Source organism: Pseudomonas sp. 9.1(2019) (genome assembly GCF_009910445.1).
Lineage (GTDB): Bacteria > Pseudomonadota > Gammaproteobacteria > Pseudomonadales > Pseudomonadaceae > Aquipseudomonas > Aquipseudomonas paraversuta.
This window is the reverse complement of the sequence record NZ_VBWF01000003.1, coordinates 154,794-176,876: the sequence shown is the minus strand read 5'-3', so window position 1 is coordinate 176,876 and position 22,083 is coordinate 154,794. Positions and strand designations below refer to the sequence as shown.

27 protein-coding genes and 1 pseudogene are annotated in these 22,083 nt (G+C 58.9%); 15 read left to right on the top strand and 13 right to left on the bottom strand.

Annotated elements, in window-relative coordinates:
• Positions 1-99 precede the first annotated feature (99 nt).
• Both FEZ21_RS03865 and FEZ21_RS03860 read right to left on the bottom strand, forming a co-directional pair.
• A complete protein-coding gene (locus FEZ21_RS03865; RefSeq protein ID WP_003437890.1) occupies positions 100-546 on the bottom strand; it encodes a VOC family protein in 447 nt (148 codons plus the stop codon).
• A gap of 46 nt (positions 547-592) precedes the next feature.
• Positions 593-853, bottom strand: a complete 261-nt coding sequence (locus FEZ21_RS03860) for an accessory factor UbiK family protein (protein WP_003437892.1) — start codon at positions 851-853, stop codon at positions 593-595.
• A gap of 417 nt (positions 854-1,270) precedes the next feature.
• Here FEZ21_RS03860 and glnK point away from each other — a divergent pair, with 417 nt between their 5' ends.
• The 3 genes from glnK to sutA all read left to right on the top strand — a co-directional run bounded on the left by glnK (position 1,271) and on the right by sutA (position 3,812).
• Positions 1,271-1,609: a P-II family nitrogen regulator gene (glnK, locus tag FEZ21_RS03855; protein WP_002555808.1), complete on the top strand. Its 339-nt coding sequence runs from the start codon at positions 1,271-1,273 to the stop codon at positions 1,607-1,609.
• Between the two features lie 34 nt (positions 1,610-1,643).
• On the top strand, positions 1,644-2,981 hold the full coding sequence (locus FEZ21_RS03850) for an ammonium transporter (protein ID WP_003437894.1): 1,338 nt from the start codon (positions 1,644-1,646) through the stop codon (positions 2,979-2,981).
• A gap of 504 nt (positions 2,982-3,485) precedes the next feature.
• A complete protein-coding gene (sutA, locus tag FEZ21_RS03845; protein WP_003437896.1) occupies positions 3,486-3,812 on the top strand; it encodes a transcriptional regulator SutA in 327 nt (108 codons plus the stop codon).
• 95 nt (positions 3,813-3,907) lie between these two features.
• Here the strand turns inward: sutA and FEZ21_RS03840 are convergent, their stop codons facing one another.
• The 6 genes from FEZ21_RS03840 to FEZ21_RS03815 are packed head-to-tail and all read right to left on the bottom strand — an operon-like array spanning position 3,908 to position 8,473.
• Positions 3,908-4,600, bottom strand: coding sequence for an HAD family hydrolase (locus FEZ21_RS03840; RefSeq protein WP_127196628.1), 693 nt, complete (start codon positions 4,598-4,600; stop codon positions 3,908-3,910).
• Positions 4,597-5,493, bottom strand: a complete 897-nt coding sequence (gene xerC, locus FEZ21_RS03835) for a tyrosine recombinase XerC (RefSeq protein ID WP_160626478.1) — start codon at positions 5,491-5,493, stop codon at positions 4,597-4,599. The genes FEZ21_RS03840 and xerC overlap by 4 nt, the downstream gene beginning before the upstream one ends.
• 2 nt (positions 5,494-5,495) lie before the next feature.
• Positions 5,496-6,212 (bottom strand): DUF484 family protein, encoded by a 717-nt coding sequence (locus FEZ21_RS03830; protein ID WP_010656738.1) that lies wholly within the window; start codon positions 6,210-6,212, stop codon positions 5,496-5,498.
• Positions 6,213-6,225: 13 nt separating this feature from the next.
• Positions 6,226-7,056, bottom strand: a complete 831-nt coding sequence (gene dapF, locus FEZ21_RS03825) for a diaminopimelate epimerase (protein WP_003437904.1) — start codon at positions 7,054-7,056, stop codon at positions 6,226-6,228.
• Positions 7,057-7,060: 4 nt separating this feature from the next.
• On the bottom strand, positions 7,061-8,308 hold the full coding sequence (gene lysA / locus FEZ21_RS03820) for a diaminopimelate decarboxylase (protein WP_003437906.1): 1,248 nt from the start codon (positions 8,306-8,308) through the stop codon (positions 7,061-7,063).
• Positions 8,309-8,317: 9 nt separating this feature from the next.
• Complete coding sequence (locus tag FEZ21_RS03815; RefSeq protein WP_010656736.1) at positions 8,318-8,473, bottom strand: lipoprotein; 156 nt, start codon at positions 8,471-8,473, stop codon at positions 8,318-8,320.
• Positions 8,474-8,676: 203 nt separating this feature from the next.
• Here FEZ21_RS03815 and cyaY point away from each other — a divergent pair, with 203 nt between their 5' ends.
• From cyaY to rnk, 3 genes are all read left to right on the top strand, one after another.
• Entirely contained in the window at positions 8,677-9,009 is a 333-nt protein-coding gene (gene cyaY / locus FEZ21_RS03810) for an iron donor protein CyaY (RefSeq protein ID WP_003437908.1), read from the top strand.
• Positions 9,006-9,227 carry a DUF1289 domain-containing protein gene (locus FEZ21_RS03805; protein ID WP_165439565.1) on the top strand — a complete coding sequence of 74 codons (222 nt, stop codon included), beginning with the start codon at positions 9,006-9,008 and terminating at the stop codon, positions 9,225-9,227. The genes cyaY and FEZ21_RS03805 overlap by 4 nt, the downstream gene beginning before the upstream one ends.
• Positions 9,228-9,371: 144 nt before the next feature.
• The gene (rnk, locus tag FEZ21_RS03800; protein ID WP_003437910.1) at positions 9,372-9,785 is read left to right on the top strand and encodes a nucleoside diphosphate kinase regulator; all 414 of its coding nucleotides are present in this window, start codon (positions 9,372-9,374) and stop codon (positions 9,783-9,785) included.
• Between the two features lie 56 nt (positions 9,786-9,841).
• On the opposite strand, the pseudogene FEZ21_RS03795 reads toward rnk, so the two are convergent.
• Together FEZ21_RS03795 and FEZ21_RS03790 are read right to left on the bottom strand one after the other, a co-directional pair.
• Positions 9,842-11,116 (bottom strand): annotated as a pseudogene (locus FEZ21_RS03795) (class I adenylate cyclase); the annotation flags it as partial.
• 179 nt (positions 11,117-11,295) lie between these two features.
• Positions 11,296-11,565 carry a TIGR02647 family protein gene (locus FEZ21_RS03790; RefSeq protein ID WP_003437912.1) on the bottom strand — a complete coding sequence of 90 codons (270 nt, stop codon included), beginning with the start codon at positions 11,563-11,565 and terminating at the stop codon, positions 11,296-11,298.
• A 406-nt stretch (positions 11,566-11,971) separates the two neighbouring features.
• Here FEZ21_RS03790 and oscA point away from each other — a divergent pair, with 406 nt between their 5' ends.
• The 5 genes from oscA to FEZ21_RS03765 all read left to right on the top strand — a co-directional run bounded on the left by oscA (position 11,972) and on the right by FEZ21_RS03765 (position 16,015).
• Positions 11,972-12,154, top strand: a complete 183-nt coding sequence (oscA, locus tag FEZ21_RS03785; protein ID WP_003437913.1) for a sulfur starvation response protein OscA — start codon at positions 11,972-11,974, stop codon at positions 12,152-12,154.
• A 68-nt stretch (positions 12,155-12,222) separates the two neighbouring features.
• A complete protein-coding gene (locus FEZ21_RS03780; protein WP_003437914.1) occupies positions 12,223-13,236 on the top strand; it encodes a sulfate ABC transporter substrate-binding protein in 1,014 nt (337 codons plus the stop codon).
• Positions 13,237-13,326: 90 nt separating this feature from the next.
• Complete coding sequence (cysT, locus tag FEZ21_RS03775; protein WP_003437916.1) at positions 13,327-14,145, top strand: sulfate ABC transporter permease subunit CysT; 819 nt, start codon at positions 13,327-13,329, stop codon at positions 14,143-14,145.
• 13 nt (positions 14,146-14,158) lie between these two features.
• Positions 14,159-15,031 carry a sulfate ABC transporter permease subunit CysW gene (gene cysW, locus FEZ21_RS03770; protein ID WP_003437917.1) on the top strand — a complete coding sequence of 291 codons (873 nt, stop codon included), beginning with the start codon at positions 14,159-14,161 and terminating at the stop codon, positions 15,029-15,031.
• 3 nt (positions 15,032-15,034) lie between these two features.
• Positions 15,035-16,015 carry a sulfate/molybdate ABC transporter ATP-binding protein gene (locus FEZ21_RS03765; RefSeq protein WP_003437918.1) on the top strand — a complete coding sequence of 327 codons (981 nt, stop codon included), beginning with the start codon at positions 15,035-15,037 and terminating at the stop codon, positions 16,013-16,015.
• 50 nt (positions 16,016-16,065) lie between these two features.
• Here the strand turns inward: FEZ21_RS03765 and FEZ21_RS03760 are convergent, their stop codons facing one another.
• Positions 16,066-16,347 carry a YheV family putative zinc ribbon protein gene (locus tag FEZ21_RS03760; protein ID WP_003437919.1) on the bottom strand — a complete coding sequence of 94 codons (282 nt, stop codon included), beginning with the start codon at positions 16,345-16,347 and terminating at the stop codon, positions 16,066-16,068.
• Entirely contained in the window at positions 16,344-18,422 is a 2,079-nt protein-coding gene (gene prlC / locus FEZ21_RS03755) for an oligopeptidase A (RefSeq protein WP_165439556.1), read from the bottom strand. The genes FEZ21_RS03760 and prlC overlap by 4 nt, the downstream gene beginning before the upstream one ends.
• Before the next feature lie 75 nt (positions 18,423-18,497).
• On the opposite strand from prlC, the gene FEZ21_RS03750 reads away from it, so the two are divergent.
• Both FEZ21_RS03750 and FEZ21_RS03745 read left to right on the top strand, forming a co-directional pair.
• Entirely contained in the window at positions 18,498-19,046 is a 549-nt protein-coding gene (locus tag FEZ21_RS03750) for a gamma carbonic anhydrase family protein (protein ID WP_160626476.1), read from the top strand.
• 22 nt (positions 19,047-19,068) lie between these two features.
• Positions 19,069-19,716 carry an HAD family hydrolase gene (locus tag FEZ21_RS03745; RefSeq protein ID WP_003437923.1) on the top strand — a complete coding sequence of 216 codons (648 nt, stop codon included), beginning with the start codon at positions 19,069-19,071 and terminating at the stop codon, positions 19,714-19,716.
• A gap of 65 nt (positions 19,717-19,781) precedes the next feature.
• On the opposite strand, the gene FEZ21_RS03740 is transcribed toward FEZ21_RS03745, so the two are convergent.
• Complete coding sequence (locus tag FEZ21_RS03740) at positions 19,782-20,261, bottom strand: DUF962 domain-containing protein (RefSeq protein WP_160626474.1); 480 nt, start codon at positions 20,259-20,261, stop codon at positions 19,782-19,784.
• 154 nt (positions 20,262-20,415) lie between these two features.
• Between FEZ21_RS03740 and FEZ21_RS03735 the strand changes: the two genes are divergently transcribed.
• Both FEZ21_RS03735 and FEZ21_RS03730 read left to right on the top strand, forming a co-directional pair.
• Positions 20,416-20,997 (top strand): alpha/beta hydrolase, encoded by a 582-nt coding sequence (locus FEZ21_RS03735; RefSeq protein WP_003437925.1) that lies wholly within the window; start codon positions 20,416-20,418, stop codon positions 20,995-20,997.
• A 50-nt stretch (positions 20,998-21,047) separates the two neighbouring features.
• Positions 21,048-21,944 (top strand): sigma 54-interacting transcriptional regulator, encoded by an 897-nt coding sequence (locus FEZ21_RS03730; RefSeq protein WP_003437926.1) that lies wholly within the window; start codon positions 21,048-21,050, stop codon positions 21,942-21,944.
• Positions 21,945-22,083 lie beyond the last annotated feature (139 nt).

Genomic DNA, 22,083 nt, shown 5'->3' with positions numbered 1-22,083 from the left:
CCGCTTCCTTGATTAGCTGGCGACAGTAATGTTTAAGGACCATAGAGTCAAATGGCCATTATCTGGAGAGCCGTATTGGTTCAAAAAATGAGCGGTGGGTCACCCTGGCATCGCGGGTGTCCCGGTGGCGGCCCGGGTTCCCAGGTCCTCGGCAAAGCGCAGCAGGTAGCCATCGGGGTCGAGCAGCAGGCAGTTGCGCTCACCGAACAACACCTCGTTGCTGCGGTACCAGCGCTCTTCAAGGGGTTTGCGCAATGTGTACCCGGCGGCTTCGAAACGGTCGATCAGGGCCTGGACGTCGGGGCATTTGATCGACAGGTTGATGCCTCGCCCGAAAGGCGCCTCCAGCGGCCCGACCCGCCAGGAGGAGGGTTCAAGATCATCCTGCTCCAGCATCAGCTGGCTGCCGTGATATGACAGAAACGCAAACTGATGCTCAGGTCGCTGGTACTCGATCTGAAAGCCCAGCACTGCGCAGTAAAAATCCAGGCTGCTGGCAAGGTCCGAGACGATCATCTCGGGGACCAGCCGATTCATCACCAACATACAAAAACGTCCTTGTTCATATGGGTAAACGCACCGCCTTGGCGCGTTATTCGGTCGGCGGCAGCAATCTGGCTTCCAGCTCGGCCACCTTGGCTTCCAGGCTTTCGAGGCGGGCACGGGTGCGGGCCAGAACCACCATTTGGCTGTCGAACTCTTCACGGCTCACCAGATCCAGCTTGCTGAAACCGCTTTGCAGCAAGGCTTTGAACTGGCTTTCGATTTCATTGCGCGGCAGCGCAGTTTCGCCACTGAGCACACGGGAAGCATGGCCACTCAGGGCGTCGAGGAGGTCTTTGGGCGCGAGCATGGGTAAGGTCCTGAAAAACTGATGGTGGCGAGTGTATCACGCAGTGTCCGGGCCCAATCTTCGGGGGCCTTCGCACGATTTTTGGGCGCCTGGCCTGCCGGGCACGCACTGTTTACGTGCACAAATGCCCTGCCAAATCAGGCCAAAAGCCATCAGCTATGGGTATCTCCCTGTAATTACTGACTTTTCCAGACATGGCAAGGTTTCTGCTTAGTTGGCTGTGACTCAGGCACTGATGCAGTAGCTGTGACCTAGGCAGTGCGGCAGGTGGTTCAGGGAAAGCTTTCGTCACCGGCGATTGAGACACGTGGAACAGCCTGAACAAGGCTGACGATGCGTTACAAAGCCAGACACTGCGCTTAGACTTGAGCCGGGTTTGTTTTCCTGGGGCAAGTCCACCAATTCGGGAGAAGTTTCATGAAGCTAGTCACCGCCATAATCAAGCCGTTCAAGTTAGACGACGTGCGCGAGTCGCTGTCTGAAATCGGCGTGCAGGGCATTACCGTTACTGAGGTCAAAGGCTTCGGCCGGCAGAAAGGTCACACCGAGCTGTATCGCGGCGCGGAATATGTGGTCGATTTTCTGCCAAAGGTGAAGATTGATGTCGCCATCGACGACAAAGATCTTGACCGGGTTATCGAGGCGATAACCAAGGCTGCCAACACCGGCAAGATTGGTGACGGCAAGATTTTCGTGGTCAATCTGGAACAGGCTATCCGCATCCGTACCGGCGAAACCGATACCGACGCAATCTAAGCCGCCATACCCCAACGCCCCAGGAGAAAACACTATGACTCTGCGTAAAATCGCAGGGCTCGGAGCCCTGCTGTCCGTCGTAATGCCAGGCCTGGCCATGGCGGCAGACGAAGTAGCGGCTCCAGTCCTCAATTCGGGCGACACCGCCTGGATGCTGACTGCAACGGCTTTGGTGCTGTTTATGACCATCCCCGGCCTGGCGCTGTTCTACGGCGGCATGGTGCGCTCCAAAAACATTCTTTCCGTGATGATGCAGTGCTTCGCCATTACCGGTTTGATCAGCATTCTGTGGGTCATTTATGGCTACAGCATCACGTTCGATACCACGGGCATGGAGCAGGGCGTCACCAACTTCAACTCGTTCATCGGCGGGTTCTCCAAAGCCTTCCTGGCAGGGGTGACTCCGGACAGCCTGACGTCCTCTACCGCACTGTTTCCGGAAGCGGTGTTCATCACCTTCCAGATGACCTTCGCCATCATCACCCCGGCACTGATCGTCGGCGCCTTTGCCGAACGCATGAAGTTCTCGGCCATGCTGATTTTCATGGGTGTGTGGTTCACCCTGGTGTATGCACCAATTGCCCACATGGTGTGGAGCGGTAATGGTGGCCTGCTGTGGGACTGGGGCGTGCTGGATTTCGCGGGCGGTACCGTGGTGCATATCAACGCCGGTATTGCAGGCCTTGTAGCGTGCATCGTGCTCGGCAAGCGCAAAGGCTACCCGAACACTCCGATGGCCCCGCACAACCTTGGCTACACCCTGGTGGGCGCCGCCATGCTGTGGATCGGCTGGTTCGGTTTCAACGCAGGTTCGGCAGCTGCCGCCAACGGCACCGCCGGCATGGCGATGCTGGTGACCCAGATCGCAACTGCGGCAGCGGCGCTGGGCTGGATGTTTGCCGAGTGGGTCACCCACGGCAAACCAAGTGCATTGGGGATCGCCTCTGGCGTGGTCGCCGGTCTGGTTGCCATCACCCCGGCAGCAGGCACCGTTGGCCCTATGGGTTCGATCGTGATCGGCCTGTCGGCGGGTGTGATCTGCTTCTTCTGCGCCACCAGCCTCAAGCGCAAGCTGGGCTATGACGATTCGCTGGATGCATTCGGCGTACACGGTATCGGCGGCATTGTCGGTGCCATCCTTACCGGTGTGTTTGCAGCGCCGGCCCTGGGCGGTTTCGGCACCGTGACCGATATCGCCGCTCAAGTCTGGATTCAGTGCAAAGGCGTTGCCTTCACCGTGATCTACACCGCGATTGTGACCTTCGTCATACTCAAAGTGCTGGATGCCGTAATCGGCCTGCGTGTGGCTGAAGAGGAAGAGGCCGTTGGCCTGGACCTGGCACAACACAACGAACGCGGTTACAACCTGTAACTGACGGTCAGAAAAATACCCGGCACGCCGGGTATTTTTTTGTCTGTAATGTGGCCTGATTCGCAACAATCAGATGACTTTTCCTGCTCCCATGTCCCGAGATCGGTTCGGCAATGATTTGTAGGATGATCACTTACAGCGCAACTCGACTATTAGCTGCTTTGCTTTTTTTTCCAGCGCGCTAGAATGCGCGCCGAAGGCCACAAAACTGTGTCCTGGCAGGACGAAGGCGGGGATGACCTCCAGACGCTTTCAAGGCCCAAGGGCCGGGCTGCCGGTTGCTCCAGCCAACACAGCGGAACAACTGGCACCGGACGTTCGGCAAGGTGCTTATTTGGGCGAGTGCCGCAATTGTTGCTGCGCTCGTAAAGTCCTCATCATTTTAATCAGTGGTGAGGCGTGAGCCGAGGTTTACCCAAGGCTACTTTTTCACCGGCGGCGGTCGACATTTGTCGCATCTGGTCTATATAACTAATCTGCTTTAAGTAAGTCATGGGGTAGAACATGAGCGACGACGATCTGGAAAATGATGACCTCGAAGTAGGTGACGAGGACGAAACCGAGGAAGGCCTGGAAGCGGCAGCCGAAGACGTTGCAGACGACGACAGTGGCGACGATGCTCCGGTTCCGGCAGCCAAAGGTAAATCCAAGGCTGCAGTGTCGATTGATGACCTGCCGAGTGTAGAAGCCAAAAACAAGGAGCGTGATGCTCTGGCCCGTGCCATGGAAGAGTTTTTGTCCAAAGGTGGCAAGGTGCAGGAAGTCGAGGCCAACGTGGTGGCAGACCCACCCAAGAAGCCTGACAACAAGTACGGCAGCCGTCCTATCTAAGGATTTATTGCCGGCTTGAAGAAAAAACCCGCCGTCGCTGCGGGTTTTTTTGTGTCTGCAGCCTTGGCCCATCTTCTGCAGGAGCGAGCTTGCTCCTACAAAATGTGTTTCAACACCGCCGGCAACTCACTCAGGCAGCCGATCTCGGCATCCGCAGCCTTGTCGCCTTCCCAGCGCTTGCCGCCGGGGTTGAACCAGATCGCGCGCATGCCCGCCTGCTGGGCTCCGGCAATATCATCACCGGGGTGATCGCCCACGTGCACGGCTGCCGCAGGCGAGATATTGCCGCCACGCACCAGTGCCTCGTGAAACAGGCGCGCATCCGGCTTGGCAATACCGATGTCTTCGGCGCACAGCACGAACTTGAAGTGATGCCCCAGGCCGATGCGCCGCACATCGGCGTTGCCGTTGGTCACCACGCCCAGGTTGTAATCCCGGGCCAGTATCGTCAGTACCGGCTCTGCCTGCGGGAACAGCTGCAGCGCGTGCCGGGCCTCGATGAACACCTCAAATGCCTGGTCTGCCAGGGTTGCAGCGTTCATGTAACCCGCGCCCTGCAATGCATGGAATAACACCCGCCGGCGCAGCGCGCTGATTCGGTGACGCAATTGCGGCTCGTCGCTCAATACCTGCTGACGCAGTGCCTGAAACGCCGCAACGTCCAACGCGCCCACTTTTGGTGCATTGGCAACCAACCATTCGCGCAACCGGGTTTCAGCACTGACAATCACCGGCGCGGTATCCCACAGGGTGTCGTCGAGGTCGAAGGTAATCAACTCAATGGTCATTCATTGCCCTTACTGCGTTTGGCCCTTGGGTGGGCGCTGTCATAGACCGTTGCCAGATGCTGGAAATCCAGATGGGTATAGATTTGAGTGGTCTTGATGTCGGCATGCCCGAGCAATTCTTGCACGGCGCGCAAGTCCTGGGAGGACTCCAGCAAATGGCTGGCAAATGAATGACGCAACATGTGCGGATGCAGATTTTGCCCCAACTCGCGCTCGCCGGCGGCCTTGACCCGCAACTGAATGGCCCGCGGCCCAAGACGCCTGCCACGCTGACTGACAAACACGGCGTCATCCTCCGGGTTGGCCAGTGCCCGCAACGGCAACCACGCCTGCAGCGCCTCACGGGCCTTCTTGCCCACTGGCAGCACCCGGGTCTTGCTGCCCTTGCCGAGTACTTCAACCAGTCCGTCGGCCAGGTCGAGCTGATCCAGATTGAGCCCCGTGAGCTCTGACAGGCGCAGCCCCGATGAGTAGAACAGCTCCAGGATGGCCTGGTCGCGCAGGGCCAGAAATTCGTCTTCAACCGCGCCCTCAAGCAATTGCAGAGCACGGTCCGTGTCGAGGGTTTTGGGCAGGCGACGCTCGCCTTTGGGCGGCGCCAGGCCATTGGCCGGGTCGTGATCGCACAGGCCTTCACGATTCAGATAGTGATAGAGCCCTCGCACTGCCGACAACAAGCGGGCAATGCTGCGTGAGGACTGGCCTTGCTGATGCAGACGCGACACCAGTTGGCGCAGGCGCTGGATATCCAGTGCGCGCCAGCCGGCAATTGATTCTTTGCTGCAAAACGCCAGCACCTTGTTCAGGTCGCGGCGGTAGGCCTGCAGCGTATGGGGCGACACTTGGCGCTCACTGCGCAGGTGGGTGCAGTAAGCGTCCAGCTGTCGCTCCATGACTAACGTACCGGGCGCAGGGCGTTGGTGAAGCGCGGCAATACACGGCCCAGTACTTGCGCGATATAACCGAGGAACAGCGTGCCTACCGAGCTTTTGTAGTGCTGCGGATCGCGGCTGGCAAGGGCCAGAACACCATGCAGCCCCAGATGATTGAGAGCCACTACCGCGGTGGAACCAATCTCTTTGCGCTGCTCTTCACCGAACAAAAAGTCCAGTTCATGCTCACGCAAGCTGCCACTGACGGCCTTGCCTTCAGTCAGCAAGCCACCCAGGGCACGCTGAGCATCGGCGCTGCTGACCCAACGACCGACCGGCATGGGATTGTCACCAAACAGCACCAGGCTGACGAACGGCACCTGAAAGTCCTGACGCAGGCTGTCTTCGACGGCAATCACCAGCTCTTCAAGGCTGGTGGCGTCCATCAAGGCAAGGTTCAGGCGACGGGTTTTTTCGAACAGCCGATCATTGTCGCGGGCTACGTCCATCAACTGTGACAAACGATGACGCATCTCGATATTACGGCCACGCAACAGTTCCAGCTGTCGTTCTACCAGCGAAATCGTATCGCCGCGCTGGTGAGGAATCCGCAGCGACAGGAGCAACTCCTCACGCTGGCTGAAGAAATCCGGGTGAGCTTGCAGATAGGCCGCAACCGTCGCCGCCTCCGGGGTTTCAGCAGGCATTTCGAGATCTGCAGACTGTGGCTTGTCGGTCATCGTTAGCGCTCACTCATAAACGGACTTGTCCTTCGTAAACACGCATCGCCGGGCCGGTCATGATCACCGAATGACCCGGGCCTGCCCACTCGATGGACAGGCGTCCACCGGGCAAATCCAGAATCAACGGCGAGTCCATCCAGCCCTGGCTGATCGCCGCCACTGCCGCGGCACAGGCACCGGTACCGCAGGCCTGGGTTTCCCCGGCACCACGCTCCCAGACCCGCAGTTGCCCGCGCTGACGATCTATAACGTGCAGAAAACCGACATTGACCCGCGCCGGAAAGCGCGGGTGATGTTCAATTTTTGGCCCCAGTTCATGCACCGGCGCAGCGTTGATATCGTCAACGCGCAACACCGCATGGGGGTTGCCCATCGAGACGGCTGCCAGTTCAACGCGCTGGCCGTCGACATCCAGTTCATAGCTCAGCGCCTGGGCGTCGGCAATGAACGGGATCTCTTCGGGGACCAGTCGCGGCGGCCCCATGTCGACGCTGATTTGCCCGTCGCTGCGCACATTCAGTTCGATAATGCCGCCTTTGGTTTCGACCTTGAACTGGCGCTTGGTGGTCAAACGCTTGTCGAGCACAAAGCGCGCGAAGCAGCGTGCACCGTTACCGCACTGCTCAACTTCGGAACCGTCGGAGTTGAAGATCCGGTAACGGAAGTCCACCTCAGGATTGCTCGGCGCTTCGACCAGCAACAGCTGATCGAAACCGACGCCCGTGTGCCGATCACCCCATTGCTTGGCATGCTTGGGCAAAATATGCGCGTGCTGGCTGACCAGGTCGAGAACCATGAAGTCATTGCCCAGCCCGTGCATTTTAGTAAAACGCAGCAACATGGGATTACTCCGGCAACAGGCTTTCGCCGGCAAACAACTCAGCTACGGTCTCGCGGCGGCGAACTTCAAACGCCTGGTCGCCATCCACCAGAATTTCTGCGGCGCGACCACGGGTGTTGTAGTTCGAGCTCATGACAAAGCCGTAGGCACCGGCCGAATGCACAGCCAGCAAATCACCTTCAGCCAGCGCCAACTGGCGGTCTTTTGCCAGGAAGTCGCCGGTTTCGCAGATCGGCCCCACGATGTCGTAAGCACGGGCCTGAGTGTCACGCGGGCGAACCGCAGTCACGTCCATCCAGGCCTGGTACAGCGCCGGGCGAATCAGGTCGTTCATGGCCGCATCGACGATGGCGAAATCTTTGTGCTCGGTGTGCTTGAGATACTCAACCTGGGTCAACAGTACGCCCGCGTTGGCCACAATAAAACGGCCCGGCTCAAATACCAGCGCCAGATCACGACCGTCGAGACGCTCGCGCACGGCCTTGATGTAATCCCCGGCCAGTGGCGGCTCTTCATCGCGGTAACGCACACCCAGGCCACCGCCAAGGTCGATATGACGCAGATAGATGCCGCAATCGCCCAGGCGATCAACCAGCCCCAGCAGGCGGTCGAGGGCATCGATGAAAGGCTCGAGGGTGGTCAGTTGCGAACCGATATGGCAATCGACGCCAACCACTTCCAGGTTCGGCAACTGGGCGGCGCGGATGTACACATCCTCGGCATCGGCAATGGCGATGCCGAACTTGTTTTCCTTGAGGCCGGTGGAGATGTACGGATGCGTACCCGCATCGACGTCCGGGTTGACCCGCAGCGAGACCGGCGCGCGAACACCCAGCTCGGCGGCCACCACTTGCAGGCGCTCCAGCTCATCGGTGGACTCGACGTTGAAACAGTGCACGCCCACTTCCAGGGCGCGACGCATGTCGTCGCGGGTCTTGCCGACACCGGAAAACACGATTTTGTCTGCCGAGCCGCCCGCGGCCAGCACACGCTCCAGCTCACCACGGGACACAATGTCGAAACCGGCGCCCAGACGCGCCAGGACATTGAGCACGCCCAGGTTGGAGTTGGCCTTGACCGCAAAACACACCAGGTGCGGCATGCCGTCCAGCGCATTGGCAAAAGCGTTGTATTGCGCCTCGATGTGCGCCCGGGAATAAACGTACGTCGGCGTGCCAAAGCGCTCGGCAATGGCCGTCAGTGCGACACCTTCGGCGAACAGCTCGCCGTCCCGATAGTTAAAAGCGTCCATGGTGTTCCCTTATTGGTGCTTATGCGCTTGCGATTGCGACGATTTCGCTTGGTCATCGGGGTTTTGGCTGTCATCGGGCAGATACAGCGGACCTTTTTGACCACAGGCAGAAACAAGGCAGGCGACCGCGACGAGCGCAGCAATAGAAGAGATCAGGCGCTTCATGGCGAAATCCTTTGGAAAGCGTTAATTGCGCCCGAGTATACCCAGCGCCTACCAGCTTGCCTATGCAGCAGACAGCTCGAACAGGAGCACCTGTCTGGATAATCAGTGGTGGTTGGCCGAACGCTGTCTTAGGGTTTGCAATCGGCCTGGAGCGCCCGTATCTTGCGAGTTCCGAGCATGACTAGACACTACGAGGTTCCACCATGAGTTTGACTGAAGCCCGTTTTCACGATCTGGTCGATGCCACCCAGGAAAATCTGGAAGACATCTTCGACGACTGTAATCTGGACGTAGATGTAGAAAATTCCGCCGGAATCCTGACGGTCAAGTTTGAGAATGGCAAAGCGCTGATCTTCAGCCGCCAGGCACCTGTGCTTCAGCTCTGGCTTGCCGCTCCCAATGGCGGTTTTCACTTTGACTACGATGAAAAACGCAGTTCGTGGAAGTGCGATAAAAGCGACGAGTTGCTCAGCGAAATGGTCCATCGGCTGACCAAGGAACACGCAGGCGCCGAGCTGGAATTTGAAGAGATCTGATTGTGACTGCTCCTGCTAAACCCGCTAAACCCCTGTACAGCAATATCAGTCCGGCAGTGCCGTCCCCATGTATCAGCACTTGCCGGCTGGATGAACACAAAGTGTGTCTGGGCTGCTTTCGCCACGTTGAAGATATCCGCGAGTGGCGCTCGGCAGACGACCAGCGGCGTCGGGTGATTTGTGAACAGGCCCGGCAACGCCGCATGCCAGGCCACTGACCCCGGATCACTGTCACCAGCTTGTGTATTTATTTTGCTGTGGTAGTGTCCGGGTTCGCCTCGCACTAACGAGGTTCGTCAAAACCCCGCCATTTTCCGGCGGGGTTTTGCTTTTTTGTGCAGAAAAAAGGAGTCTGCCAGGTCATGAGCACCCCAACCCCACTCATCCTCACCCGTCTGGACGTTCAGCGTCTTGAGCAACTCATCGACAGCCTGCCGGAAACGACTCCTGGCGTTGAGGCTTTGCAAGCTGAACTCGATCGCGCCGAAACCATCGTCGGCCACGAAGAAGTGCCTGCTGGCGTTGTGACCATGAACTCGCGTGTCCATTGCCGCGAAGAAAGCAGTGGCAAGGACTATCGCCTGACCCTGGTTTACCCCAAGGACGCCAATGCGGACGAAGGCAAGATTTCGATTCTGGCACCCGTTGGCAGCGCACTGCTGGGTCTGCAAGTAGGCCAGCACATCAATTGGCCAGCGCCGGGCGGCAAAACCCTCAAGCTGGAACTGCTCGAAGTGGAATACCAGCCAAAAGCCCCCGCCGACTTTACCGCTTAAGCCCCCGACGTCACGACGGTAGCGCTCGGCTTCGCGGCGCTACCCCAGCTTCTTTGCAGCGCGCCAGCCTGCTCATCAAGGGCGAACCGGCTCAAAAACCGATAGCTGACACTCAGCTCTTGAGCCAGCGCCAGGCGTTCGTGGCAGGCCTCTTCAGCCTTCCACTGCGAACGATTGTCGAGCGAAGCCAGCTGACACTCCCCCCAGCCCCACTCCCGGGTAAGGCGCTCAAGCAACTGGCGCTGCCACGGCACCCCGCGCGGTACGGCGCTGCCGGTCAGATTGCAATTAACCTTCAGGTACAGGCTGCGGCGCACCAGTTCCAGTCGTCGCAGGTCACCACGGGCAATCAGGTAGCGCTCGATACGCCGGTACACCACCACGTAAGGGTCCAGCTCATCGAGATTCAACTGGTTGGCGTATACCGCCTGCTTGAAACTCAGGCTCAGGCAGTGCACCTGCGGGTGCTCGCTGGCATAGACCTCAATCAGTAACAGCTTGAGCACCGACTTGTAGGGCGACTCTATGCCCTTGAACAATTGCCACAGCCCGGCGCCCAGGAACTCGCCTGGCGGAATGTGCGCCAGATGCCCCAGATCAATCACCTCACCGGATCCGATCAGGCCTTTGCTCAACAAATTACGGGTGAACTCGTCATACCGGACTTCTGCATTGACCGGCACCCACCACCACAGCGGTATGCGCCCCGCGAGCCAGATGGCGGTGCGATAAAACTCATCGAGCAACAAATTGTGCTGCGTTGTGCTGCCATTGCCCGAACACGGCTGAACCTCACGTTCGCCCCGCGCAAAGCGCTGCGCGTCGATCAGATAGAAGTGGGCTTCACAGCCCTGGCTCGCCGCCCACTGCTCCAGGCGATGGCATTTGTTGCGCAATGCCTGCAACGCCACTTGCGACAAATCCGGACCATGGCAAAGCCACACATCCATGTCGCTTTGATCGGTCTGGGCCAACGTCCCCAGACTGCCCATCAAAAAAAGCCCATGAATCAACTGCGGCCTGGCTGAACAGCTCGTGTAGGAAAAGTTGCAGACAAGATGCTGCGCAAGGGCGAGTGTGTCGGCATCGGGTTCATAACCTGACACCCCGGCCGGGGTGCAGTCCGACACATAGCCGGGCAATAACGGGTGGTTCACATGAAATAGCAACGCCAGCAGGTTCAGCAATCGCTGCTGACGTGGTGCCAGGCCTTCCATTGCACGGGCCAGACGTCCTTGATTGACCGTCAGGAAGCGCCCACGCAGTTGATTGAGAATCGGTCGGTCAACTCCCTCATGGAAGGCGCAATGCATTTCAGGGTGGGGTGTCATTTCACACTCAAACCGGCTCGCCAGGTAAGAAAGAGTAGGGAGCTACAGAACGGGAGTTTACAGCCAGCCACAAGAAAGGCTTAGAACGATTGTGTTTTTGACGTCAGATTTTTTACGCGGGGCAGGAAGTGTGCCCGCGGAATCATGATTCTTTTAGATCCCGAGGGCGATGCGTGGCGTCAGGCAAGTTCTGCCAGGGGTACGGCTACAAAAGGCTTGGTAGTCAGAATCGTCAACAGGGTTTGCACATGTTCAACTGCATCACGTCCCAGGCTCGTGAGGTAACCACCATCCGGCTGAGTGATCAGATCTTTTGCATACAGGCGCTTGGCAGCTTCAACCAGCTTTTTATCAGCGCTTTGATGGACTTTCAAACCCTCCTGGGAACTGTCCAGACTAAATTGTGCGAGGACTTCCAGTTCGGCAACCAACTCAGGGGTAAACGACATAAAGACTCCAGACTATGCAGGAAAAGACGACTTCCGCTCTAAAGTGATCGCACTGTCGCTGGCTGTCCAGTGATAGTTCCCACCTTTGTAAAGCAGCGTGTCGTACCTGCCTCGCGTCGACGCGCAGGCGAGGCTCTGGGAGTGTAGTCGCAGTCGTCATTTGCGCCTGATCAAATCGAATCTCAGCAGGCGCAATCTTGCTCGCATCGGCATCCGCCCGCCATTGCAACCAAATAGCTTTGTGCCTATGCCACGCCAGCGCGCGCCTGCAGCCGAGCGTTATCCGGGCATTCAGGGAGAAATGAGTTTTCAGTTATATAAGCATTCTTAAATAGTATTTTTAAGAATATCCCCGCCTCACTACTATTGCCCCCACGCCAGCCATTCCATCTTTCAGGAGCACACCATGAGCGCATCTCTGCGTAGCGTTGACGGTCAGGACGAAGCCACCATTCTGCGGGAAATCCAGAGCGCGCTTCGAGACCTGCGCTTTGGTGCTGTGGAAATCACCGTGCACAACGCTCAGGTGGTTCAAATCGAACGTAAAGAGAAATTCCGGCTGCAGAACTCCACCCAGAAAACCAGCTGAATCGTTGAGCGCGTACTCAGCCGGGTACGCTTATAAAAACTAAAAACGCATGCTTTGGAGCCTCACCTATGTCCCTACGCCGTTACGCTTTGGCCGCGCTGGCCAGTGCCATTTTTGCTGGCTCCGCTGTGGCCAAAGATTACGAATTGCTCAACGTTTCCTACGATCCGACCCGTGAGCTGTACCAGGATTACAACGCAGAATTCACCAATTTCTGGAAAGCCAGCCATCCCGGCGATAACGTCAAAATCCAGCAATCCCATGGCGGCTCGGGCAAACAGGCGCGCGGCGTCATCGATGGCCTGCGTGCCGACGTAGTGACCCTGGCCCTGGCCGGTGACATCGACGAAATCGCCAAACTGAATAAAGGCTCCCTGCCGGAAAACTGGCAGACCCGCCTGCCGGATGCCAGCACCCCTTACACCTCGACCATCGTGTTCCTGGTGCGCAAGGGCAACCCTAAAGGGATCAAGGACTGGGCTGATTTGACCAAAGACGGGGTGTCGGTGATTACCCCGAACCCTAAAACCAGCGGCGGCGCACGCTGGAACTTCCTTGCAGCCTATGCCTATGGCCTTAAAGCCAACGGTGGCGACGAGGAAAAAGCCAAGCAATACCTGAAAACATTGTTCAAACACGTACCGGTGCTGGATACCGGTGCACGTGGGTCGACCATTACCTTCGTCAACAACGGTCAGGGCGACGTACTGCTGGCGTGGGAAAACGAAGCTTTCCTGGCCCTGAAAGAAGATGGCGGCGCTGACAAGTTCGACATCGTCGTACCTTCACTGTCGATTCTGGCCGAACCGCCAGTAGCTGTAGTCGACAAAAACGCCGACAAAAAAGGCAATGCCGAGATCGCCAAAGCGTACCTCGAGCACCTGTACAGCCCGGCAGGTCAGGAAATAGCAGCGAAGAACTTCTACCGTCCCCGTGACGAAAAAGTCGCTGCCAAATACGCCGCGCAGTTTCCGAAACTGGAACTGGTGACTATCGACAAAGACTTCGGCGGCTGGAAGACTGCGCAACCGAAATTTTTCAATGACGGTGGCGTGTTCGACCAGATCTACCAGGCGCAATAACCTGTGGGAGCGGGGCGTTAGCCTCGCTGAAAGCTAGAACATTAAGCCCGCAATCGGTTTGCGGGCTTCGTGCGTTAACCAAGGACTTTTATGTCGCGTCGTATCTCCCCCGTCATACCCGGCTTCGGGCTGACGCTGGGTTACACCTTGGTGTACCTCAGCCTCATCGTGCTTATTCCACTGGCGGCGATGTTTGTACATGCCGCCCAACTGACCTGGGACCAGTTCTGGGCCATCATCAGCGCCCCCAGAGTGCTGGCTGCATTGCAGCTGAGCTTTGGTACGGCCTTCTTTGCCGCGATCATCAACGGTGTAATCGGCACTGTGCTGGCCTGGATCCTGGTGCGCTACACCTTCCCCGGGCGCAAGGTCATCGATGCCATGATCGACCTTCCATTTGCCCTGCCGACTGCCGTAGCGGGTATTGCCCTGACTGCGCTGTATGCCCCCAACGGCTGGATCGGCCAGTTCGCTGCCGACCTGGGCTTCAAAATCGCTTACACCCCGATGGGTATCACCCTGGCACTGACCTTCGTCACCTTGCCGTTTGTGGTGCGTACCGTGCAGCCGGTGCTGGCCGATATCCCCCGTGAAATCGAAGAAGCCGCCGCCTGCCTGGGGGCCAAGCCTCTGCAAGTGTTCCGCTACATCCTGGTACCGGCCTTGTTGCCGGCCTGGTTGACCGGTTTTGCCCTGGCCTTTGCCCGTGGCGTCGGCGAGTACGGCTCGGTGATTTTCATCGCCGGCAACATGCCGTTCAAAACTGAAATTTTGCCGCTGCTGATCATGGTCAAGCTGGACCAATACGACTACACCGGTGCCACGGCCATTGGCGTGATGATGCTGGTGGTTTCCTTCATTTTGCTGCTGGTGATCAATTTGATTCAGCGGCGCATCGAAAAACCGTGAAGGAGGCCTGACCATGTCCAATTCAACACTGAGCGCCTCGACCGTAGCCAACGCCGCCCGCCGTGGCAGCCCGCTGTCGCGGCGCCTGCTGATCGGCTTCGGCTGGCTGTTTTTCACCCTGTTCCTGTTGCTGCCACTGCTGATCGTGGTGTCCCAGGGTTTGAAAATGGGCGTCGGCACGTTCTTCGACGCCATTCTCGAACCCGACGCCCTGTCGGCACTCAAGCTGACCATCATTGCGGTGGTGATTTCGGTACCGCTGAACGTGGTGTTCGGCGTCAGCGCAGCCTGGTGCGTGAGCAAATACAGCTTCCGCGGCAAAAGCATCCTGGTCACCCTGATCGACCTGCCGTTCTCGGTATCGCCGGTCATCGCCGGTCTGGTCTACGTGCTGATGTTCGGCGCCCAGGGCTTCCTGGGCCCATGGCTGCAGGACCACGACATCCAGATCGTGTTCGCGCTGCCGGGTATTGTGCTGGCAACCATCTTCGTCACCGTGCCCTTCGTCGCCCGTGAGCTGATCCCGCTGATGCAGGAGCAGGGCACGCAGGAAGAAGAAGCCGCACGCCTGCTGGGCGCCAATGGCTGGCAGATGTTCTGGCACGTCACGGTGCCCAATATCAAATGGGGCCTGATCTACGGTGTGGTGCTGTGTACTGCACGGGCGATGGGCGAATTTGGCGCGGTGTCGGTGGTTTCCGGGCACATTCGCGGGGTGACCAACACCCTGCCGCTGCACGTCGAGATCCTCTACAACGAGTACAACCACGTTGCCGCCTTCGCTGTGGCCACCCTGTTGCTGATCCTGGCGCTCTTCATCCTGCTGCTCAAGCAGTGGAGCGAATCCCGTATTAACCGCCTGCGCGCCAGCGCCGCGGAGGAATAAACCATGTCGATCGAAGTCCGTAACGTCAGCAAGAACTTCAATGCCTTCAAGGCCCTGAACAGCATCAACCTGGACATTCACAGCGGCGAACTGGTGGCCCTGCTCGGCCCGTCCGGCTGTGGCAAAACCACCTTGCTGCGCATCATCGCAGGCCTGGAAACTCCGGACGAAGGCAACATCGTGTTCCACGGTGAAGACGTCTCGGGCCACGATGTACGCGATCGCAACGTCGGTTTCGTGTTCCAGCATTACGCCCTGTTCCGCCACATGACGGTGTTCGACAACGTCGCCTTCGGCCTGCGCATGAAGCCGAAAAAAGAGCGCCCGAGTGAAACCCGCATCGCCGAAAAAGTTCATGAACTGCTGAACATGGTGCAACTGGACTGGTTGTCGGATCGTTACCCTGAGCAATTGTCCGGTGGTCAGCGCCAGCGTATCGCCCTGGCCCGCGCCCTGGCCGTAGAGCCCAAGGTGCTGTTGCTGGACGAACCGTTCGGCGCGCTTGATGCCAAGGTCCGTAAAGAGCTGCGCCGCTGGTTGGCGCGCCTGCACGAAGACATCAACCTGACCTCGGTATTCGTGACCCACGACCAGGAAGAAGCGATGGAAGTCGCCGACCGCATCGTGGTCATGAACAAGGGTGTGATCGAGCAGATCGGCTCACCGGGCGAAGTCTACGAAAACCCGGCCAGCGATTTCGTGTACCACTTTCTGGGCGACTCCAACCGCCTGCATGTCGGTGAAGACCAGCACCTGCTGTTCCGCCCGCACGAAGTGTCGCTGTCGCGGCATGAACTCGAAGACCACCATGGTGCCGAGGTACGCGACATCCGCCCGTTGGGTGCGACCACCCGGGTGACGTTGAAAGTTGAAGGGCAAAGCGAGCTAATCGAAGTTGAAGTGGTCAAGGACCACGACAGCCTGACCGATCTGGCCCGTGGCCAGACGTTGTTCTTCAAGCCGAAGGTATGGCAGAAGGGCTGACAGCAACACCTGTTGCAGGAGCGAGCTTGCTCGCTCCTGCAACAGGTGTTTTATTCCGGTTTTTTCAGCTTCGGATTCGGAAAAAACTGAACGGCCTGGACCTTGGGGTCCGGGGCTTTTTTCAGGGCTGAAACATTCACCCGCGTACCCAATTCCTTGGGCACCGACAGGCCTTGTTCATTCAACGTGTCCGAATAACCGCAGGCCACGCATTCGCGGTGCGGCACGTCATCTTCGTTCCACATCATCAACTTGTCAGGCTCGCTGCACGCCGGGCAGACAGCCCCGGCGATAAAGCGTTTTTTGGTCACGTTCACCGGTGTGTCACTCATGCTGCCGCGTCCTCGGTCAGACCGCTGTGACGCAATAACGCGTCGATCGAAGGCTCACGACCACGGAAGTCCTTGAACAACTCCATCGGTGCCAGCGAACCGCCCCGGGCCAGAATCGCCTGACGGAAAGCCTTGCCGGTTTGCGGGTTGAACACGCCTTCTTCTTCAAAGCGCGAGAAAGCATCCGCCGACAGCACTTCAGCCCATTTGTAGCTGTAATAACCCGCCGCGTAACCGCCGGCAAAAATATGCGCAAAGCTGTTGGGGAAGCGGTTGTAGGCCGGCGGACGCATGACCGACACTTCGTCGCGGATACCGTCCAGCACCTGCGCCACACTGCGCCCGTCACCATGGGTGGCGTGCAATTCGAAGTCGAACAGCGAGAATTCCAGCTGGCGAACCATCATCAGCCCGGACTGGAAGTTCTTGGCCGCGAGCATCTTGTCCAGCAGGTCTTTGGGCAGGGCTTCGCCGGTCTCGTAGTGACCGGAAATCAGCGCCAGGCCTTCAGGTTCCCAGCACCAGTTTTCCATGAACTGGCTCGGCAACTCGACCGCATCCCAGGCCACGCCGTTGATACCGGACACGCCCGCGTGCTCGATCTCGGTCAGCATGTGGTGCAGGCCGTGACCAAATTCGTGGAACAACGTGGTGACTTCATCGTGGGTCAGCAACGCAGGCTTGCCCGCAACCGCCGGCGTGAAGTTGCACACCAGGTTGGCCACCGGGTTTTGCAGGGTGCCGGCAGCTGTGCGGCGGCGATCACGAGCGCCGTCCATCCATGCACCGCCACGCTTGTTGGCGCGGGCATAGAGGTCAAAGAAGAAACGCCCGATGTGCTGGCCGTTTTCCTTGATTTCGAACAGTCGAACGTCCGTGTGCCAGGTATCAAAGCCCTTGATTTCAGCGATTTCGATGCCGTACAGCTTCTGCACAATGGCAAACAGGCCGCCCAGTACCTTGTCGATCGGGAAGTAAACCCGCAGTGCTTCCTGGGACACGCTGTAACGCTGCTCGCGCAACTTTTCGCCAAAGAACCCGCTGTCCCAGCTTTTCAGCTCTGGGCAACCCTGCTCGGCAGCATAGGCCTGCAACTGCTGCAGATCGCGGACGGCAAATGGCTTGCTGCGCTTGGCCAAATCCCGCAGGAAGGTCAGCACCTGATCCGGGGTTTCAGCCATTTTGGTGGCCAGGCTCAGCTCGGCAAAGCTGGCAAAACCCAGGAGCCGGGCCAGTTCCTGGCGCAGGTCGAGGATTTCTTCCATCACCGGGCCGTTGTCGAACTTGCCCGCATTCGGGCCCTGGTCCGAGGCACGGGTGCAGTACGCGGCATAGACTTCTTCACGCAGGGCGCGATCTTCGGCGTAGGTCATGACCGGGAAGTAGCTCGGGAATTCCAGGCTGATCAGCCAGCCGTCGAGGCCTTTGGCCTGGGCGGCTGCCGCCATTTGCGCCTTGGCCGACTCTGTCAGGCCCGCCAGCGCAGCTTCGTCGGTGATGTGCTTGGTCCAGGCCTGGGTCGCGTCCAGCAGCTGGTTGGAAAACTTGCTGCCCAGCTCCGACAGCTTGCTCTGCACCTCGGCGTAGCGCTTTTGCTCGGCTGGCGGCAGATCGATACCCGACAGGCGGAAGTCACGCAGCGAATGCTCGAGAATGGTTTTTTGTGCCTGGTCGAAGTCCGCTACTTGCGGACTGTGGGCCAGGGCTTCGAAGGCCTGGAACAGTTCGCGGTTCTGGCCCATCTCGGTCGAATAGGCGCTCAATGCAGGCAAGCAGGCCTCGTAGGCTTCGCGCAGTTCGGCGCTGTTGCACACCGCATTCAGGTGGCTGACCGGGCTCCAGGCGGCGCCCAGTCTGTCGTTCAACTCATCCATCGCCAATACCAGGCCGGCCCATGTCGGCTTCTGACCCTGGTCGGCGAGAATTTTTTGAATGCCGGCGCGGTTGTCGGCGAGGATCTGCTCGATGGCCGGCTGTACGTGCTCAGGACGGATCGCCGAGAACGGCGGCAGGTCGTAGGGCTGCAAAAGAGGGTTGTTCTCGCTCACGTTAGGCACCTTGGCTTGAAGAAACATTGGGCCATCTTAATTACAATCGCTGCAGACCGCAGCACTGCTACGCCCTATCACTGCTAAAGAAGGAAGCAATTTGTGTCCATTCGTCCGTTCCAGCAGCACACACCGACCCTGGGCGAGCGCGCCTTTGTCGATCGCTCGGCGGTGGTGATCGGCGATGTCAAGATCGGCGCCGACAGCTCTGTCTGGCCGCTGACCGTCATCCGCGGCGACATGCACCGCATCCGCATCGGCGCGCGCACCAGCGTGCAGGACGGCTGCGTGCTCCACATCACCCACGCCGGGCCCTTTAATCCGGACGGTTTCCCGCTGTTGATCGGCGATGACGTGACCATCGCGCACAAAGTCATGCTGCATGGCTGTACCGTGGGCAGCCGTATCCTGATCGGCATGGGCAGCATCGTCATGGACGGCGCCATCATCGAAGACCAGGTAATAGTCGGTGCCGGCAGCCTGGTTCCCCCGGGCAAACGTCTGGCCAGCGGCTTTCTGTATGTCGGCAGCCCGGTCAGGCAAGTGCGCGAACTGACCGAAAAAGAACAGGCCTTCTTCACTTACAGCGCCGGCAACTACGTAAAACTCAAAGACCAGCACCTGGCCGAAGGCTACGACCAGCCGGTTTAAGCTCACCATTCTGGAGCCCTGCATGCATTACCAAAACGTTTTGTTCGACCTCGACGGCACCCTGACCGACCCGCGTGAAGGCATCACCCGTTCGATCCAGTTTGGCCTGGGAAAAATGGGCATTGATGAGCCCGACCTGAGCAAACTCGAACACTTCATCGGCCCGCCCCTGCTGCAACAGTTCATGGCCACCTATGGCTTTGACGAGGCTCGGGCGTGGGAAGCGATGGGCTTCTATCGCGAGCGTTTTGCGGTCACCGGCCTGTATGAAAACCACGTCTTCGACGGCGTCCAGCAACTGCTTGAAGAGCTGCAAGGGCAGGGCCGCCAGCTGTTTATCGCGACGTCCAAACCCCACGTCTACGCGCGGGAAATCGCCCGGCATTTTGATTTCGCCAAACACTTCAAAGTGATCTACGGCAGCGAACTGGACGGCACCCGCACCAACAAGGTCGAGCTGATTGCCCATTTGATGCAGGAGCAAGGGCTGGACCCGACCCAGACCCTGATGATCGGCGACCGCAAGCATGACCTGATCGGTGCCCGGGACAACGGCATGGACGCGGCAGCCGTGGGCTATGGTTTTGGCAGCTTTGAAGAGCTGAATTCCTTCGCCCCCAAATACCACTTTGAGACGCTGGCCCAGCTGCATCAGGCATTCAAAGGCTGACAAAAGGCTGTGGGAGCTGGCTTGCCAGCGATGCAGCCATCGCCAGCAAGCGGGCTCCCACACAGTCAAACCTGCCGCGCCTCGATCTCGCGCTTTAAATCCCCGCGCCAGCCCAGCAAAAAGCCCAGCTCCACCACCACAAACAGCGGCCCCACGATCAGCCCGGTCACGTCATCGATAAACGCCGGTTTACGCCCTTCGTAGTAATGCCCGACGAACTGAATCCCCCAGCCGACAACAAACAAGCCAACCCCCCAGCCCAGCCACGCGCCTGTACTCAGCGCCGCCAGGCTGTGCCCCAGCCATACGGCAAGACCCAACAGCAGCGTCATCAACAGCCCCAGGCGCAGCTCCAGGCGCAAGTAAAACACCGCCGCCCCCAGCGTCAGCAGCACCGCGGGAGAAACCCCTGCCAATTGCGGGCGCGACAACAACACCGCAACAGCCACCACAATCAGCGGGATACCAATGAAATGGCTGACGATATTGCGCGGGTCACGGTGGTAAGCGGCGTATTGGCTTAGATGGTCGACCAGGCTTTTCATGGCGGCAGCTCTTGGAGTGGACGATGTGCTGAGCTTAGCCCAGCGCCGAAAATGATTTTTTGGTTATTAATAAATAGCTTCTTATTCCTTAGAGAATCTAAAAACCGTCCCTATACTGACTCGGTAACACACATACCGCTGGAGACGCACACCCATGGGCAACGAATCGATACGCTATTTGATAGTGCCGGGCTGGCAAGGTTCGTCCGACGATCATTGGCAAACCCACTGGCAAAACAGCTTACCGAACAGTACCCGGGTGGAGCAGGACGACTGGCTGACGCCGCGGCGTGAAGACTGGATCGCAGCTCTGGCCGAAGCGATTGCCGCCGACAGCACCCCGGTGATTCTGATTGCCCATAGCCTGGGCTGCATCACGGTGGCGCACTGGGCCGAGCGCGCGCCGTCCAGCCTGCTGAGCCAGGTACGCGGTGCCTTGTTGGTGGCCCCGGCCGATGTCGAACGCCCGGCATGCGCCCCGGCCTTGCGTAACTTTGCACCGATTCCCCGGCAACCGTTGCCGTTCCCGAGCCAGATTGTCAGCTCCGATAACGACTCCGCGGTCAGCGCGCCACGGGCCATGGAGTTTGCCCGCCAGTGGGGTGCCAAGATCGGGATCATCAGCGGCGCCGGACATATCAACGTCAAATCCGGTCACCAGCGCTGGGAACAAGGGTTCGCCTTTTTGTACCGCCTGCAAACCCGCATCGAGCAAGGCGCACTGCGCCGCGCATGAATTTTTTGTAACGCCCGCGCCCACCCATCGGCGGCGGGCGGGAGCCAGCCATGAGCCTGCATGAAACCTTCGGTCAGCCATTGCTGACCTTTCCCGACGCTGAAAAAAGCCCGTTGAGTATTCGCGCCAAAGCGCTGGTATTCGTTGATCCGCGCTCGCGCCAGCTACGCAACGACCTTGAACAGCTGGCACCACGCGCGTTGCCGGTACTGATTCGCGGCGAGACCGGCAGCGGCAAGGAGTTGCTCGCCCGCCACATCCACCGTGGCAGTGATCGCGCCGGCCTGTTCGTATCGGTGAACTGCGGTGCGATCAGCCCCACCTATGCCGACGCAGAGTTGTTCGGCTACGCCCCGGGTGCACACAACAGTTCGGCCAGCAGCCGTGCCGGATGGTTCGGCTCGGCCAATGGCGGCACGTTGTATCTGGACGAAATCGGCGATTTGCCGCTGGCAATTCAGGTCAAGCTGCTGGCCGCCCTGGAAACCCACGAAGTCACCCGCGTGGGCGCCCATCAGCCGAGCCCGGTAGACGTGCGCCTGGTCGCGGCCACCAGCATTGATCTGGCGCAGGCAGTGAGTGCCGGCAAGTTCCACGAACGGCTGTATCACTACCTCAGCGAAGGCCGCCTGGACTTGCCGGCCTTGCGCGAACGGCCCGGGGATATCTTGTCGCTGGCGGAATACTTTCTGGGCATTTATAGCCAGCGCCTGAACCTGCCAGTGCCCTTTATCAGCACCAGTGCCCAGCGCGTCCTGGAACGTCACAGCTGGCCGGGCAACACCCGGGAGCTGGAGAACGTGATCCACTTTGCGCTGCTGGTCAGTACCGGCGAAGAGATCCAGCCCGAGCATCTGAACCTGCCCGACACTCTGAGCCAGATTGAGCTGTTCATCAAAGGCGCAACGGCGCAGGAGCTGGCGGCACTGAAAAACCTGTTGACCTGAGCATCACTGTGGAAGCGGGCGAGCCAGGGATGGCATCGCTGGCAAGCCGGCTCCCACGGTTGCGACGAAAATCGCAAGTGAACAAAATGGCATAAGAAGCTGAATAAATATTATTGTTCGGGAATAAAGAATCTCGGTA

Excerpts from the sequence above, each read along its gene's own strand:
- FEZ21_RS03865 (WP_003437890.1), bottom strand. The coding sequence starts at position 546 with ATGTTGGTGATGAATCGGCTGGTCCCCGAGATGATCGTCTCGGACCTT.
- FEZ21_RS03860 (WP_003437892.1), bottom strand. The coding sequence starts at position 853 with ATGCTCGCGCCCAAAGACCTCCTCGACGCCCTGAGTGGCCATGCTTCC.
- glnK (WP_002555808.1), top strand. The coding sequence starts at position 1,271 with ATGAAGCTAGTCACCGCCATAATCAAGCCGTTCAAGTTAGACGACGTG.
- FEZ21_RS03850 (WP_003437894.1), top strand. The coding sequence starts at position 1,644 with ATGACTCTGCGTAAAATCGCAGGGCTCGGAGCCCTGCTGTCCGTCGTA.
- sutA (WP_003437896.1), top strand. The coding sequence starts at position 3,486 with ATGAGCGACGACGATCTGGAAAATGATGACCTCGAAGTAGGTGACGAG.
- FEZ21_RS03840 (WP_127196628.1), bottom strand. The coding sequence starts at position 4,600 with ATGACCATTGAGTTGATTACCTTCGACCTCGACGACACCCTGTGGGAT.
- xerC (WP_160626478.1), bottom strand. The coding sequence starts at position 5,493 with ATGGAGCGACAGCTGGACGCTTACTGCACCCACCTGCGCAGTGAGCGC.
- FEZ21_RS03830 (WP_010656738.1), bottom strand. The coding sequence starts at position 6,212 with ATGACCGACAAGCCACAGTCTGCAGATCTCGAAATGCCTGCTGAAACC.
- dapF (WP_003437904.1), bottom strand. The coding sequence starts at position 7,056 with ATGTTGCTGCGTTTTACTAAAATGCACGGGCTGGGCAATGACTTCATG.
- lysA (WP_003437906.1), bottom strand. The coding sequence starts at position 8,308 with ATGGACGCTTTTAACTATCGGGACGGCGAGCTGTTCGCCGAAGGTGTC.
- FEZ21_RS03815 (WP_010656736.1), bottom strand. The coding sequence starts at position 8,473 with ATGAAGCGCCTGATCTCTTCTATTGCTGCGCTCGTCGCGGTCGCCTGC.
- cyaY (WP_003437908.1), top strand. The coding sequence starts at position 8,677 with ATGAGTTTGACTGAAGCCCGTTTTCACGATCTGGTCGATGCCACCCAG.
- rnk (WP_003437910.1), top strand. The coding sequence starts at position 9,372 with ATGAGCACCCCAACCCCACTCATCCTCACCCGTCTGGACGTTCAGCGT.
- FEZ21_RS03790 (WP_003437912.1), bottom strand. The coding sequence starts at position 11,565 with ATGTCGTTTACCCCTGAGTTGGTTGCCGAACTGGAAGTCCTCGCACAA.
- oscA (WP_003437913.1), top strand. The coding sequence starts at position 11,972 with ATGAGCGCATCTCTGCGTAGCGTTGACGGTCAGGACGAAGCCACCATT.
- FEZ21_RS03780 (WP_003437914.1), top strand. The coding sequence starts at position 12,223 with ATGTCCCTACGCCGTTACGCTTTGGCCGCGCTGGCCAGTGCCATTTTT.
- cysT (WP_003437916.1), top strand. The coding sequence starts at position 13,327 with ATGTCGCGTCGTATCTCCCCCGTCATACCCGGCTTCGGGCTGACGCTG.
- cysW (WP_003437917.1), top strand. The coding sequence starts at position 14,159 with ATGTCCAATTCAACACTGAGCGCCTCGACCGTAGCCAACGCCGCCCGC.
- FEZ21_RS03765 (WP_003437918.1), top strand. The coding sequence starts at position 15,035 with ATGTCGATCGAAGTCCGTAACGTCAGCAAGAACTTCAATGCCTTCAAG.
- FEZ21_RS03760 (WP_003437919.1), bottom strand. The coding sequence starts at position 16,347 with ATGAGTGACACACCGGTGAACGTGACCAAAAAACGCTTTATCGCCGGG.
- prlC (WP_165439556.1), bottom strand. The coding sequence starts at position 18,422 with ATGTTTCTTCAAGCCAAGGTGCCTAACGTGAGCGAGAACAACCCTCTT.
- FEZ21_RS03745 (WP_003437923.1), top strand. The coding sequence starts at position 19,069 with ATGCATTACCAAAACGTTTTGTTCGACCTCGACGGCACCCTGACCGAC.
- FEZ21_RS03740 (WP_160626474.1), bottom strand. The coding sequence starts at position 20,261 with ATGAAAAGCCTGGTCGACCATCTAAGCCAATACGCCGCTTACCACCGT.
- FEZ21_RS03735 (WP_003437925.1), top strand. The coding sequence starts at position 20,416 with ATGGGCAACGAATCGATACGCTATTTGATAGTGCCGGGCTGGCAAGGT.
- FEZ21_RS03730 (WP_003437926.1), top strand. The coding sequence starts at position 21,048 with ATGAGCCTGCATGAAACCTTCGGTCAGCCATTGCTGACCTTTCCCGAC.